Source organism: Pontibacter mucosus, assembly GCF_003054055.1.
Taxonomy (GTDB): Bacteria; Bacteroidota; Bacteroidia; order Cytophagales; family Hymenobacteraceae; genus Pontibacter; species Pontibacter mucosus.
In genome coordinates, this window is sequence record NZ_QBKI01000003.1 from 503009 (window position 1) to 517158 (window position 14150).

Below are 14150 nucleotides of genomic sequence, written 5' to 3' on the forward strand. Positions count from 1 at the left end.
GTCGTACTTTTGAGGTATACCTGCGCAGCTTGCAGGCCCACTTAATCCACCATTACCGTGACGCAGAAAACCATACTTTTGCTTGCCAGTGCTCTTGGTGCCCTCACCGTGGCCATTGGCGCCTTCGGAGCCCACGCCCTTGCCCCTTTGCTACAGGCTAATAACCGTATCGATACGTTTGAGACGGCTGTAAAATACCAGATGTACCACACGCTGGCCCTGCTGGCTGTGGGCTTGCTGCTTTTTAATGTGCAGCAACCGGCCCTGCAAACGGCGGCCTGGTGCTTTTTCCTCGGCATCCTGATTTTCTCCGGCTCCCTGTACGTGCTTTGCCTGACAGGCATCACCTGGCTAGGGGCCATCACCCCCATCGGCGGCACCTTTTTCATCATTGGCTGGGGCGCACTTTTCTATGCCGTGCTGAAGGCGCTGTAAAAGTATAAACCAGATTTAGAAATAAGGGCAAAGTATAAATCTATACTTTGCCCTTATTTTTTGCTTTTAACTTTTGATGTTTCGGGTGAAATTGAAGTGAAACTTCCAAATTTTAAATTCCTTTCCTTCTGTTTTTTATAACGTCTAGTGCATGAGGCGTGAGAGGCCGTCGGCCGTAGCATGGCTTATGTGTAATGTTAGCAACAGTTATTTTTTTCTAATTATACTAAAAATGCTTTTAAGGTTATTTAAATCATCCTTTTCCCTAACGACATAATTGATTGTTGCATTTTCTGAATTTAAAACCTCTACTCCATATATCGGTTTATTTAAGTCTGAGCATGCTGTATCTAGTTTAGAAAAGTCAATTCTATTAATTAATTCAGTTATTTTTATCCAACTCAATTTGTCAATCTTTACAGGTGTCCGATATTTAGCATTTTTCACATGGAGATAATTGGCAATCGGTGTGATGTAATATATTTTCCTTCTTTTTAAATCTATTTCATATTCCTCTCTAAATAAAGTCGAGTCGCTATTGTTAATAAGCGACAAAAGCTCGATTTCTTTTTGACTTTGTTGAGCAAAAGAAATTAAGCTATAGAAGCTTAGTAGAAATATGAAAGTGAACTTTTTCATAATTGTTGCTAACTATCAGCTAAACGTAAACCTACGCTTAGCTGCACTATGTACGGAGTAGAATCTATGTTACTCTGCCCCATACAGCAGAGGCCATCTCATTATATTTTATACTTCTAATATACAGAGTTTCTAAGGAATACCAAGTAGACGCAACTAGGGTATTACCATCGAGTATATAGCTGCAATTCTATACTACAAAGCGCCCAACAGTGAATGCTTATACTTCAAGTTCATCCTTTGCACTTTCATACTTGGATTTAGCTTGGCTTTAAAAGCTGCGAAAAAACAAAGGCCACCCTTTTCAGGATGGCCTTTTATACTTTATAAAGCGGCTAAGGCTTAGTTCTTAGCGGCGCTAGCGTTGCTTTTTTCCTTGATGTTGGCTACGATGTAGATATACTTGGCACCGTCTGCGGCGTTAGAATGCACCACAATCGCTTTCTTCTGCTGGCCCAGTCTGCCGGCGCTGTTATACTTGGCTGTGATGAAGCCAGTTTTGCCAGGCATAATCGGCTCCTTCGTCCAGGCTGGGGTCGTGCAACCACAGGTAACGTCTACGCGCTCCAGCACAAGCGGCTGCGTGCCGGTGTTTTTAAACTGGAACGTATGCTCCACCACATCACCCTGCGTAATGTCGCCGAAGTTATGCTCCATTTCGTTGAAGGTCAGGGCCGGACCATTAGTAGCCTGCTCCTGTGGGGCTGTTGCCTTTGGTTTCTCCTGGGCCACGGCGCCACCCATCACCAGCGCAGCAAAGGCAAAAGAAAGGATAACTTTTTTCATCTTGTGTAGAGGGTTAAGGTTATATATTATACTCTATATACGTTCTTTAGCAAAAACGATGCAAAATAAGATTTCTTTTGTCAGTCAACTAATAAATGCTCGTTAAAGTTCAGCAGGTAAAGCTCTTCCGATGAGCGTGTAAGGGCCGTGTAAAGCCAGTGGGCAAACTCCTCGTTCACCATATCCTCCCTTAAAAATCCCTGGTCCACAAAAACGGCCTGCCACTGCCCGCCCTGCGCCTTGTGGCAGGTAAGGGCGTAGGCAAACTTTACCTGCAGTGCGTTCAGGTAGGGGTTTTTCTTCAGTTCCTTGTAACGCTCTTTCTTCGTCTTGATGTCGAGGTAATCCTGCAGCACCTCCTCGTAGAGCTTCTTGTTCTGGTCGGCGGGCAGTGCCGGCGCATCGGTATAGAGCGTGTCCATTAGAATCTTCACCTCCTCCTCGTGGGCATCGGGGTAGTCCACAAAGCGGATGCGGATATCAGCAAAACGGAAGCCATACATCTCCTCGTAGCGGATAATCTTGGTTACTTCCACAAAATCACCGTTGGCCATAAAACCGATGTCGGAGTCTTTGGGCAACCAGAAGTAGTTGTTGCGCACAATCATCAGGTAATCGCCCACACCCAGCTCGTCCTCAGCAAAGAAAATCCGGCGGCGGATGTGTTGGTTATACAGGTTTGCGTTTTTGTTGGAGCGGCATATGACGATGGTATTCTCAATACCGAACTTGTCGTAAGCGTAGCGCAGGCCGTCTTCCAGCTTCTCGCCTGTCATACGGTAAATGTCGCGCCAGCCTTTGGTAAAGAGCTTTATCTCCAGCTTCTCCTGCTGCATGCGGTCACGGAGCTGGGTAGCGTTCATCAAAATACCCGATGCCTCCGCCTGCCGCATCACCTGGCGCAGCTCTATCCCCTGCACATGGCAACGGAAATTCTGCTTCAGGTAATCAGCATTTAAGGAAGGACTAAGGGTTTGCCCCACCGGCGGCAGCTGGGCGGTGTCCCCAATTAGCAGCAACTTGTTGTTTTTCTTGTCGAACACGTACTGCAACAGGTCCTGCAGCAGGCCATTCTCGCCAAAGCCGCTTTCATCCGATATCATCGAGGCCTCGTCCACAATGTAAATCGTGCTATCCGATTTGTTCGGCTGCCGGGTAAAGGAGAGCCCCTCGGAGAAGGGGTTGGAGGTTTGGCGGTAAATCTTTTTATGGATGGTGAAGGCTGGCCGGCCGCTGTAGCTGGCCATTACCTTGGCCGCACGCCCCGTGGGGGCTAGCAGCACATACTTATAGCCAAAAGTGTTTAGTATCTTCACCAGCGAGGTAACAACCGTGGTTTTACCCGTACCGGCATATCCTTTCAGCAGGAACACCTGCCGTTCGCTGGTCTTGTCAAGTATAAATGTTTCGAGCTGCGAAAAGAGCCTCGCCTGGTCCTGGGTGGGTTCAAACGGAAAACTGCTTCGTAAGGCTTCTACCGGGCGCATCTTTTGAGTTAGAGAGTTTAGGAGTTTGGGAGTTAGAGAGTTGGAAGGTTAGAAAGTATAAGTATACATGCCTGGCGCCGGCATCTGGCCGGTGACGCACGGTGTCCGCGAGTCTCCAGACTCGCTTTTATACTTTGTTGATGTTATCACCCTCAGTCAGTACTACGTAAGTTTTACGATGGTTAAGAAGTATAAATGTTTTGTAAGTATGAACACATAACAAAAAAGGGCGCTAAAAGTGTCAGAAGAAGTAAAATCTATACTTCCAAGAAAGTATAAGTACAACTCCTAAACTCTCTAACTTTTTAACTTTTTAACTCTAGCCACGTCTTCCGGCGTAATGGTGGCCATACTGGTACTGGCTTTGGCAATGAGCAGCGGCGGCTCCTCCCCTTTCACAGCGTATACTTCGGCCTCACAGAAATTAATCTTGCGGCCCTGCTTCAGCACATAGCCTTTGGCCAGCAGTTTGTCGCCCAGTCCCGGATGGAAGTAGGAGACCTTGATTTCGGCGGTTACCACATGGTGGTCTTTCGGCACCAGGCTCACGGCGGCAAAGCCCGCCACAATATCAGCCAGCGTGGCGATTAGGCCGCCATGGGCAAAACCTTTATGCTGCCGGTGATGTTGCTCCAGCTTAAGTTCGCCTTCTATCCTACCTTCTTCTATCTTTGTCACGTTAAAGCCCATGAGCTTCATAAATCCCTGGCGCTCGAGCTTTTCGCGTATGTCCGCCTTGTAATCCGGATTGTACGTTTTAATCATACTGTAAATTTACGACCTAATTAACCGCAAACCAACCATGTCAGACCTTAATCCGGATGCCGCCGCTTATGCTGGCAAGTTGCGCGTGCGCGTGTGCGGCATCTGCCTGCAGGAAAACAAACTGTTGCTGGTGCGCCACAGCCATACGTTGGGCAACACTGCTTTCTGGGCCCCTCCGGGTGGCGGCTTGCACTATGGCGAAACAATGCAGGCGTGCCTGCGCCGGGAGTTTGCGGAAGAGACCGGGCTGCAGGTAACAGTGGGCCGCTTCCTGTTTGTGAACGAGTTTCTGCAGCCGCCCCTGCACGCGGTGGAGTTCTTCTTTGAAGTGAAACCTGTAGGCGGAACCATGATAACAGGCACCGATCCGGAGTCTGCGGCAGACCGGCAACTGATACAGGAAGTGCAGTGGCTCACCATCAGGGAGATACAACGTATCCCAACAACCGATAAGCACCGCACGTTGCAGCACCTGCTCTCGCTCGACGACCTGTTGGGCCTGCCGCATAATTTCATGGCATAGCGCTGTCGCCGCTGCCTTTTGCCATATTTTTTCTATACTTGCAGCAGGGTGCTACACCCGCCAACGCTTACACACGACGACAGGACACCTTGGATACCATCAACACACATTACCGGCTTTCGCACCAGATCGAAGACGAGGCATTTTCGCTGCAGCAGGCAGACCAGTGCAACCTATACATGGCACTGAGCCAGAAGGCGATACGGTTTGCCGTCTTTAACAGCGAGCGCAACAAGTTTGTGGTGTTAGAGGATTATGAACTGATCACGGTGTTCTCGCCGATGCAGGTGGGAGAGCAACTGCGCCTCATTGCCCGGGAAAACCCGCTGCTGCAGCAGCGCTGGAACCTGGTTCGGGTAAGCGTCAGTAACCAGCACTTCACGCTGGTTCCGGAAACGCTCTACGACCCTTCGCACCAGCAGGACTACCTGCGCCTGCACTCCGACTTTAACCCGCAGCAGGACACGGTGCTGAGCTACCGCCACAGCGGCCTGGAAGCGATGAACATTTTTGCCGTAGACGGCAGCACTTACAAGGCTTTGCAAGACATTTTCCCGGAAACAAACCTGCAGGTGGTGCACCTAACCAGTTCCCTTATCCGAAGCATCCTGCACCAGGTGCCACGCTCAAACCAGCGCAGCATGTATGCTTTTGTAGAGCGAAACTATGTGAGTTTGCTAGTGGTGGGCCCCGCCGGGCTTGAGTTTTGCAACATCTTCCACTACGTCAGCCCGGAGGACTTTATTTACTACATCATCTTCATCATGCAGGAGCAGAAGATGGACCCGGAGCAGGAAACGATAACCGTTTGGGGCGACATCACCCACGACTCTACCCTGTTTAACATTCTGCAACGCTACATCCGCCAGGTGCGTTTGGGTAAGAAACCTGCCGATATTACGTATAGCTATAAGTTTAACGACCTGTTTGAGCACCGCTACTTCGAACTCTACAGCCTGCACTTGTGCGAGTAGGCATTTTTGAATGAGTGATTGAGTGGATGAGTGAATTAGTTTACTCTATTGTAGGGTTCATGTAAAAATATCACTCAACTCCACATGAGTAACACCATCACAACAAAAGCCGATTTTGTAGAGCAGTTCAAAAACCGGACTAAAAAATTGGCTCTTGACACCATCCGGTTTAGTCAAAGCTTACCACGAACGGAGGAAGCAAACAAAATGAAGCGTCAGTTACTAAGATCGGCAACATCAGTAGAGGCAAATTACAGAGCAGCATGTAGAGCGAGATCAGCAGCAGAGTTCTACGCAAAGATTAGTATTGTTATAGAAGAGGCTGATGAAACACTTTATTGGCTGGAGCTTTTGGAAGAGTGCGGGACTTCACCTAAGACTTCTTTGGCAAGTATAACGAAAGAAGCGACCGAGATTGTATCAGTATTAGCAAAAGCAAGAAAAAACACGAATAGATAAATTCATTCATTCTCTCAACCATTCATTCATTGATCATGAAACGCATCGCCCTTTTTCCCGGATCTTTTGACCCTTTTACCAACGGCCATTACGATGTGGTGATGCGCGGATCTAATTTGTTTGATGAGGTGGTGGTGGCCATTGGAAATAACAGCAGCAAGCAGCGCTATATCCCAGTGGACAGGATGTTTGAAGTGATGACGCGCCTGTTTGAGGGGCAGCCAAATATCCGCGTAACAACGTTTAAGGGACTCACGGCAGAGTATGCCAGAGAGATTGGGGCGCAATTTTTGCTGCGCGGGCTACGCAACACCACGGACTTTGAGTATGAAAACACAATCGCCCAGGCCAACCGGCACGTCAACCACGACCTGGAAAGTGTTTTCCTGATCACATCCCCCCACCTTGCCGCCATCAGTTCCTCCATCATCCGGGAGATACACCGTTTTGGCGGCAACGTGGATGAATTTATACCTTTCCGGTTTTCAGAGATTGCAGATAGTGTCGGATAACGAAAGCGATGGAAGTATAGGCTTTTGGCAGCACATCGAGTACTTCTTCCGGCGTCATCCAGCGCACCTCCTCAATAAACTCCTCTGCCTGTGGTTTGATAAGGCTGTCGTCGGTGCACTCCATTAAAAACCAGCTGGTTTTCTTAAGTATTTTCTTGCCTTTAAAAGCGTAGGAATGCCAGGTCTTGGGCAGCTTCTCCACTACCTCTACCTTTATGTTGCACTCTTCCTCAACCTCGCGCACGGCGCCTTCACGCACTTTTTCCTTCTTCTCCAGCTTTCCTTTGGGCAGGTCCCACACGCCCAGGCGGTATATCATCAGAATCTTTCCGTCCTTAATCACCAGCCCACCGGCAGCTCTCACGATCTTGAACTGATCTTTCAGGTGATCAATCAGCCTTTTCTTTTTATCGGCCACCAGGGTCAGCGAGTTTAGCTTCTTTAGCTTCTTTACCTCCATCAGGCGCACGAGCCTATCGATGAGCAGCGGATCTGTCTCTTTTATAAGCACATCCCCTACTAAATCTTTGGAGGTGAAATGATCGGTGGCTTTCAGGATAAGGTCATACTCGTGTTTGTATACCCTGTCGGATGCCTTTTTTAGGATAAGCGGAATATCGTTGATAAAAACGTTCATTCAGTTGGAGCTACGAAAGAAGCAAAATTTACACAAAGCAAGAAATAAATCGTCTCAATCAAAACAGCAAACCTAAAAAAGGAAGATAATTTCTGTAAATTCGGCCATGGATTCTATGACAACAGCACATCAGGTGGCCTCGTTCCTTCTGGAGACGCAGGCGGTTAAATTAAGTCCGGAGCAGCCGTTTAAGTGGAGCAGCGGCTGGAACTCCCCTATCTATTGCGACAACCGCGTCACGCTTTCTTTTCCCTACATCCGCAGCTACATCAAGCAGCAACTGGCCGAGCTGGTAAAAACGCATTACCCGGAGGCGGAGGCAATTGCCGGTGTGGCCACGGCAGGTATTGCACAGGGAGCACTGGTGGCAGACTTGCTGGAGATGCCTTTTCTGTACGTGCGCCCCGAGCCCAAAAAGCACGGGATGGGCAATCAGATAGAAGGCCGTCTATTGGAAGGCCAGAAAGTGGTAATGATCGAGGATCTGATCTCAACGGGCGGTAGCTCTTTAAAAGCGGCTGAAGCGGTGAAAGCTGCAGGTGGTGAGGTATTGGGTATGGCGGCCATCTTTACTTACGGCTTTGCCACAGCGGATGAAAATTTCCAGAAAGCAGGCTTGCCCCTGTATTGCCTGAGTAACTATAATGCGCTGGTGGAAGCAGCTGCCGCGCAAGGATACATTCCGGAGTCTGCCATGGGCACGCTGGCCGAGTGGCGCCAGTCGCCGCACACCTGGGGAGTTTAATTGATAATGAGTAATGACTAATGAGTAATTGACAATTAATTGCTTCTATTACTCATTAGTCATTACTCATTAATAATTATTCATTAAAGTACCTGCATTTCGATGCGGCGGTTCTGCTGGCGGTTTTCGTCGGAGGTGTTGGGCTTTACAGGCTTTGTTTCGCCGTAGCCTTTGTAGCGGATACGGTCTTTGCCGATGCCATTACCGGCCAGGTAGTCTACCACAGATTTAGCGCGCCGCTCAGACAGTACCTGGTTCGCCTTATCTGAGCCCACATCATCCGTGTGTCCGGAGATCTCTATCTTCACCTGCGGATTCTGCTGCATAAAGGCAATGAGCTTGTTAAGCTCTGTCTTCGATTTCTTCACCAGCGCATACTTTCCCGTATCAAAAAATAGGTTGTTGAGCACCATGGCCGCCCCGGTTTTGATGGGTTCCAGGTACACATCCAGCGCCACCGGCGATAGGGCTTTGGAAAAAGTGTAATCAAAACTGAGGCTGTTCATCAGGTACCTGGGCGCAGATACATACAGCGCATACTGCTTGCCCTGCGTCAGCACCACCGTATACTCGCCCGTTACTTTATCGGAACTTACCTGTTGCACCAATGAGTCGGCCTCCACGTCGTAGAGCTGCACTTGCGCGGCCAGCGGTTTTTTGGAGGCTGCATCAAGCACCCGCCCCTGCGCATAAGTGCTGTTCACGCGGCTGCGCCATTCGGCAGGAACATCAAAGGTAAAAAGCTGTATGCTTGGCGCACCGCCATCGGTGCTTGTTTGGCGGGAGTAATACCCTATCTCGCTGTCGGGGGTGATGAAGAGCGATCCTTCGTCGGCATGGGTGTTAAGCGGATAGCCCAGGTTTTGTGGGGCACTCCACTTACCGTTCGCATGCTTTTCTGCCTTAAACACATCCAGTCCGCCCATACCCATGTGCCCATCGCTTACAAAGTATAAGGTAGTGCCACTCATGTGGATGGAGGGCGCCATGTCGCGGCCGGTGGAGTTGATTTCTTTCCCCAGGTTAACAGGCTTGGTCCAGGTACCATCGTCGTTGCGGTTGGTAAACCAGATATCTTCCTTACCAACCCCGCCTCCGCGCGTGGAGGAAAAGTATAAAGTACGCCCATCTGCCGAAAGGCTTGGCTGCGAATCCCAGGCCTTGGAGTTAACGGTATTGCCCATGTTCTGGGGTTTGCTCCACTCACTGCCCGTCCGGAAGGAAATGTACAAATCGCAGTCGCCCTGGGTGTCGGGACGGTTGCAAGAGGTAAAAACAAGCGTTCTGCCATCTCCGGAAATAGTCGCGGCCCCCTCGTTGGCCGGTGTGTTGATGTTGGGTGAAATCGAAGCGGGCGCTTGCCAGGTACCATCTTTATACTCGCTCACATAGATGTTCTCGTCGTGGTCGGGCCTGCCACTTTCGCGGGCAGTATAGATAAACAGGCGCTGGTCGGCGGTGGTATAAGGGAAATACTGTAGTCCAAAGCGATTCAGCGTGCCGGGCAACTGCTGCGGAGTGAACGGCACAGGTTTCTTCATCGCCTCCAGGGCAAAGCTGGCTGTTTTAAGCTGCTGCCTGGCACGATCTACCTGCCGGGCATTGGTAACGCCGGTTTTCAGGAATGTCTCGTACCACTCCTTTGCCGCGCTATACTCTCCTTTCTCAAAGTATAATTCTGCGAGTTCAAAATAGTTATTGGCCTGCCCTTTAGAGAAAGGAAGCAACTCCAAGCCTTTCTGCATGTACTCAAAGGCTGCCGGCTTGTTGCCCATGATGCGGTGCAATCCGGCCGCCCGCAGATAGGCCTCAGCAAATTGCGGATCACGCGCTATCGCCTGGTCAAACGCCTCCAGGGCGCGATTGAAGTCCCGCGCGCGGGCGTACTCTTCTGCTTTCTCATATAACCGCTCTGCCTTGGCCGAGGTAGTGCTAAGCTTGTGATTTTGTGCCAGACTGAGGGAGGCAGAACCGAACACCAGGAAAAAGGCAAGGAGCAGCTGTTTATACTTCATGTGGAGTTATGGAATATCCATGTACTTGTGCGTCTGTAACGACACGCGCCATTTCGGGTTGTTTTTAACGTATTCCACGATCAGGGGCGTCATCTCAGCTGCTTTGCTCCACTCCGGCTGCAGGTATAATTTGCAGTGCTCCCCTACGCTGGCTGCGTGCTCTTCGGCCCACTTAAAATCGCTTTTGTTAAAGATAATTACTTTTAGCTCATGCGCAAAAGGATACACAGACGGATCGGGCTGCTTGAATTTTTTAGGCGAAAGGCATACCCAATCCCAGCTGCCACTGATGGGATACGCACCGGAAGTTTCGATATAGGTTTTGATGCCGCGCGCCTGCAGTTGCTCCGTCAGCGGGCCCAGGTTGTAAAGCAGCGGCTCGCCGCCGGTTATCACCACGGCTTTGCCAGGGTAAGCGGCAGCCGTCTCCACAATAGATTCGATGGGCGTGAGCGGGTGTGCCTCTGCATCCCAGCTTTCTTTTACATCGCACCAATGGCACCCCACGTCGCAACCCCCTAAACGGATAAAGTATGCGGCCGTACCGGTGTTGCCACCCTCTCCCTGTATCGTATAAAAAGCCTCCATCAGGGGCAGTTCGCTACCATCCTTTGGGACCTGGTGTATAGAGGCTGTTTTGATGACGTTCAATTCTTCCAATGCTGTAAAATCTAAAGCCATACTTTTATACTTTGAAGTAAGGCCACTCATACTTGCCGCCCTAATTATAAACCGTAAGGCAGGCGGAACTTACAAAGTTAGCTAAAAATGCAACAAGGTTTGCAGTCCATGTGTTCCTTGCTCCACAGAAGGCATTTGTTTATACTTTTATACTTTCAGAAGGCACCTGAAAAGTATAAACCTCACCGCATCCTGTTCGGGCACGGTGAGGTTTATACTTAAAGCAGCTATATACTTAACCGTATACTTCTTTCTTAGATGCTCTGAGTGTATTCATCATCAGCATGGCAATGGTAAGCGGACCTACGCCACCCGGAACCGGCGTGATGTAGCTGCACTTCGGTGCCACACTGTCAAAATCCACATCGCCTCTCAAACGGAAACCGGACTTGCGGCTAGCGTCCGGCACACGCGTGGTGCCTACGTCAATCACAACGGCGCCTTCCCGCACCATATCCGCAGTAATTAAACCTGGCTGACCAACGGCCACAATGATGATATCGGCCTGGCGGGTGTGGTAAGCAAGGTCTGTAGTATGGCGGTGGCAAAGCGTAACGGTACAGTTACCCGGGTAAGCCGATTTCGACATCAGGATGCTCATAGGCGTTCCGACGATGTTGCTTCGGCCAATCACCACACAGTGCTTGCCTTTTGTTTCTATCTCGTAGCGCATCAGCAGCTGCAGAATGCCGGCTGGTGTGGCGGGCAAGTAAGCAGGCAGGCCAGCCACCATGCGGCCTACGTTAGTTGGGTGGAAACCATCCACGTCTTTCTTTGGGTCAATAGCCTCGATAACCTTTTCTGTATCGATGTGCCTTGGCAGGGGCAGCTGCACGATAAAGCCGTCTACTTCCTCATCCTCATTCAGCTCCTTTATCTTGTTCAGCAACTCTTCTTCGGTAACGGTGTCCTCGTAACGGATAAGGCTGGAGCCAAAGCCAATGCGCTCGCAGGTGGCCACTTTATTTGTGACATAGGTAATGGAGCCGCCGTCGTTACCCACCAGCACTGCGGCCAGGTGTGGCACTTTGCCTCCTTTTGCTTTAATAGCAGCTACCTCAGCTGCGATTTCGTTTTGAATGGCTTCGGATGTTTTTTTACCGTCGAGCAGGGTCATTTTGAAATGTGAATTATGAGTTAAGAGTTATGAGTTACTTCTTTATTGTCGAAGAGCTTCTTCCAAAGAAGTTGCCCGTACACAATATTTGTTAAGTAGGAAGAGGTTATAATAAGGCGATATAAATCTTGACCAACAGGCTTTATTATTTCATTGATTACCATACTTATTGCAAAAGTTGCGGAAAGCAAAATTATACTTTTCACATAGCTATTCTTAGCAAACAAAATTGGTACACCCGACAATGCATGATAAACAACCGCCGGAAGCCAGTAAATGACAACATACATTAGGGCTGTATCAAAATCTCCCTCATATAGCCTGCCATAGACAAATAATAGGGTGAATTGCGTAACAGCTACAACTATTTGATATGTTGCGACCTGGTTCCCTCTCATCAAACTTGCAGTTGTTATAGTATATAAGCCACAAGCCCCGGCATGCAGGGGCACGCCGGGGCTTGTTTATACTTTAGTCGAGTTTGAGCACAGCTAAAAAGGCCTCTTGCGGAATCTCCACGTTGCCTACCTGGCGCATGCGTTTCTTACCTTTCTTCTGTTTCTCCAGGAGTTTACGTTTACGCGAAATGTCGCCGCCGTAGCACTTGGCCAGTACGTTCTTGCGCATGGCTTTCACAGTCTCGCGGGCGATGATTTTTTGCCCGATAGCAGCCTGAATGGCAATCTCGAACATCTGGCGTGGTAGCAACTCACGCAGCTTTTCGCAGAGGCGCTTGCCCCAGTCGTAGGCTTTGTCGCGGTGCACAATGGCGCTCAGGGCATCCACCTTCTCCCCGTTCAGCATGATGTCCAGCTTTACCATGTTCGATGGGCGGAAACCTATCAGCTCGTAATCCAGGGAGGCATAGCCACGGGAAATGGTCTTCAGTTTGTCAAAAAAGTCGAACACGATCTCGGCCAGCGGCATCTCGAACGTCATCTCCACGCGGTCGCTGGTCAGGTAGGTCTGGTTTTTCAGAATACCCCGCTTGTCCATACAAAGCGTGATGATCGGTCCTACGAACTCAGACTTTGAAATGATCTGCGCCTTGATAAACGGCTCCTCGATGTGGTCGATATAGTTCGGATCCGGCATCTCCGACGGAGCGTTTACCTTCACCATTTTATCTTTGGTAGTATAGGCATGGAACTGCACCGACGGCACCGTGGTGATCACCGTCATGTCGAACTCACGCTCCAGGCGCTCCTGCACAATCTCCATGTGGAGCATGCCCAGAAAGCCGCAACGGAAACCGAAGCCAAGCGCGGCTGAAGTCTCCGGCTCCCACACTAGCGAGGCATCGTTGAGCTGCAGCTTCTCCATGGAAGCACGCAGTTCTTCGTACTCGCTTGTCTCCACCGGGTAGATACCGGCAAACACCATCGGCTTCACATCCTCAAAGCCCTGAATGCCCTGCGCCGGACGATCCACGTGGGTGATGGTATCCCCTACTTTTACTTCTTTGGCGTTCTTGATACCCGAGATCAGGTAGCCCACATTGCCGGTTGACATCTCCTGGCGCGGCTCCTGGTTCAACTTCAGCACCCCGATTTCGTCGGCCTCGTAAGTCTTGCCCGTGTTGATGAACTTTACCTTGTCGCCTTTCTTCAGTGTGCCGTTGAAAATACGGAAGTAAACTTCGATGCCCCTGTAAGAGTTAAATACAGAGTCAAAGATCAGTGCTTGGAGCGGTGCCGCCGGGTCGCCTTGCGGAGCCGGAACACGCTCGCAGATAGCATTCAGAATATCCTCGATACCAATGCCAGCCTTACCGGACGCATGGATGATGTCCTCTCTGTCGCAGCCAATCAGGTCGATGATCTGGTCAGATACTTCCTCCGGCATGGCGTGTGGCAGGTCGATTTTGTTCAGGACCGGGATAATTTCCAGGTCGTTGCCAATGGCCAGGTATAAGTTAGAGATTGTTTGCGCCTCAATTCCCTGAGAGGAGTCCACAATCAGCAGCGCGCCCTCGCAGGCAGCAATAGAGCGGGAAACCTCGTAGGAAAAGTCAACGTGCCCGGGTGTATCGATCAGGTTGAGCACATAGTCCTCTCCCTTGTAATGGTAGTTCATCTGGATGGCGTGGCTCTTAATGGTAATGCCGCGCTCACGCTCCAGATCCATGTTATCGAGCAGCTGGTTTTGCATCTCACGCTCAGCCACCGTAGAGGTAAACTCCAGCAGGCGGTCGGCCAGGGTACTCTTACCGTGGTCGATGTGGGCAATGATGCAGAAATTGCGAATGTTCTTCATATAGTATCAATACGGAAAACAAAGTTAAGAAGAAACTCTGTTTGTTGCTTCTTTCGGGCTCAAGAAATATAGTTTAAGGCCGCTTTTAGGCACTTCTGTCTCTAAATGGGCCAGGTTCT

At 49.9% G+C, this 14150-nt stretch carries 17 protein-coding genes; 7 read left to right on the top strand and 10 right to left on the bottom strand.

What is annotated here, in order from left to right; all coding sequences use genetic code 11:
- Positions 1–57: 57 nt before the first annotated feature.
- The gene (locus C8N40_RS08545) at positions 58–435 is read left to right on the top strand and encodes a DUF423 domain-containing protein (protein ID WP_108211352.1); all 378 of its coding nucleotides are present in this window, start codon (positions 58–60) and stop codon (positions 433–435) included.
- A gap of 207 nt (positions 436–642) precedes the next feature.
- On the opposite strand, the gene C8N40_RS08550 is transcribed toward C8N40_RS08545, so the two are convergent.
- From C8N40_RS08550 to C8N40_RS08565, 4 genes are all read right to left on the bottom strand, one after another.
- Positions 643–1074, bottom strand: a complete 432-nt coding sequence (locus tag C8N40_RS08550; protein WP_108211353.1) for a hypothetical protein — start codon at positions 1072–1074, stop codon at positions 643–645.
- Between the two features lie 342 nt (positions 1075–1416).
- Positions 1417–1860 carry a DUF1573 domain-containing protein gene (locus tag C8N40_RS08555; RefSeq protein WP_108211354.1) on the bottom strand — a complete coding sequence of 148 codons (444 nt, stop codon included), beginning with the start codon at positions 1858–1860 and terminating at the stop codon, positions 1417–1419.
- Positions 1861–1940: 80 nt separating this feature from the next.
- Entirely contained in the window at positions 1941–3347 is a 1407-nt protein-coding gene (locus C8N40_RS08560) for an ATP-dependent DNA helicase (RefSeq protein ID WP_108211355.1), read from the bottom strand.
- Between the two features lie 297 nt (positions 3348–3644).
- Complete coding sequence (locus tag C8N40_RS08565; RefSeq protein WP_108211356.1) at positions 3645–4112, bottom strand: PaaI family thioesterase; 468 nt, start codon at positions 4110–4112, stop codon at positions 3645–3647.
- A gap of 37 nt (positions 4113–4149) precedes the next feature.
- Between C8N40_RS08565 and C8N40_RS08570 the strand changes: the two genes are divergently transcribed.
- From C8N40_RS08570 to coaD, 4 genes are all read left to right on the top strand, one after another.
- Positions 4150–4635: an NUDIX domain-containing protein gene (locus C8N40_RS08570; RefSeq protein WP_108211357.1), complete on the top strand. Its 486-nt coding sequence runs from the start codon at positions 4150–4152 to the stop codon at positions 4633–4635.
- A 38-nt stretch (positions 4636–4673) separates the two neighbouring features.
- Complete coding sequence (locus C8N40_RS08575) at positions 4674–5609, top strand: DUF3822 family protein (RefSeq protein WP_245905048.1); 936 nt, start codon at positions 4674–4676, stop codon at positions 5607–5609.
- Positions 5610–5693: 84 nt separating this feature from the next.
- Positions 5694–6068, top strand: a complete 375-nt coding sequence (locus C8N40_RS08580; RefSeq protein ID WP_108211359.1) for a four helix bundle protein — start codon at positions 5694–5696, stop codon at positions 6066–6068.
- 35 nt (positions 6069–6103) lie between these two features.
- Positions 6104–6580: a pantetheine-phosphate adenylyltransferase gene (coaD, locus tag C8N40_RS08585; protein ID WP_108211360.1), complete on the top strand. Its 477-nt coding sequence runs from the start codon at positions 6104–6106 to the stop codon at positions 6578–6580.
- On the opposite strand, the gene C8N40_RS08590 is transcribed toward coaD, so the two are convergent.
- Positions 6537–7217: an NUDIX hydrolase gene (locus C8N40_RS08590; RefSeq protein WP_108211361.1), complete on the bottom strand. Its 681-nt coding sequence runs from the start codon at positions 7215–7217 to the stop codon at positions 6537–6539. The genes coaD and C8N40_RS08590 overlap by 44 nt on opposite strands.
- Positions 7218–7323: 106 nt before the next feature.
- On the opposite strand from C8N40_RS08590, the gene pyrE reads away from it, so the two are divergent.
- Positions 7324–7962, top strand: a complete 639-nt coding sequence (gene pyrE, locus C8N40_RS08595; RefSeq protein WP_108211362.1) for an orotate phosphoribosyltransferase — start codon at positions 7324–7326, stop codon at positions 7960–7962.
- Positions 7963–8045: 83 nt separating this feature from the next.
- Here the strand turns inward: pyrE and C8N40_RS08600 are convergent, their stop codons facing one another.
- Positions 8046–9977, bottom strand: coding sequence for an OmpA family protein (locus C8N40_RS08600; RefSeq protein WP_108211363.1), 1932 nt, complete (start codon positions 9975–9977; stop codon positions 8046–8048).
- A 6-nt stretch (positions 9978–9983) separates the two neighbouring features.
- Complete coding sequence (locus C8N40_RS08605) at positions 9984–10565, bottom strand: 7-carboxy-7-deazaguanine synthase QueE (protein ID WP_211318066.1); 582 nt, start codon at positions 10563–10565, stop codon at positions 9984–9986.
- 180 nt (positions 10566–10745) lie between these two features.
- On the opposite strand from C8N40_RS08605, the gene C8N40_RS23280 reads away from it, so the two are divergent.
- A complete protein-coding gene (locus C8N40_RS23280) occupies positions 10746–10880 on the top strand; it encodes a hypothetical protein (RefSeq protein WP_281259505.1) in 135 nt (44 codons plus the stop codon).
- A gap of 13 nt (positions 10881–10893) precedes the next feature.
- Here C8N40_RS23280 and C8N40_RS08610 read toward each other — a convergent pair whose 3' ends face one another.
- From C8N40_RS08610 to lepA, 3 genes are read right to left on the bottom strand one after another with little or no spacing between them, the layout of a single operon-like run.
- Positions 10894–11775 carry a bifunctional 5,10-methylenetetrahydrofolate dehydrogenase/5,10-methenyltetrahydrofolate cyclohydrolase gene (locus C8N40_RS08610; protein ID WP_092098346.1) on the bottom strand — a complete coding sequence of 294 codons (882 nt, stop codon included), beginning with the start codon at positions 11773–11775 and terminating at the stop codon, positions 10894–10896.
- Positions 11776–11795: 20 nt separating this feature from the next.
- Positions 11796–12227, bottom strand: coding sequence for a hypothetical protein (locus tag C8N40_RS08615; protein WP_146173538.1), 432 nt, complete (start codon positions 12225–12227; stop codon positions 11796–11798).
- A 19-nt stretch (positions 12228–12246) separates the two neighbouring features.
- Positions 12247–14031: a translation elongation factor 4 gene (gene lepA / locus C8N40_RS08620; RefSeq protein ID WP_108211365.1), complete on the bottom strand. Its 1785-nt coding sequence runs from the start codon at positions 14029–14031 to the stop codon at positions 12247–12249.
- Between the last annotated feature and the right edge of the window lie 119 nt (positions 14032–14150).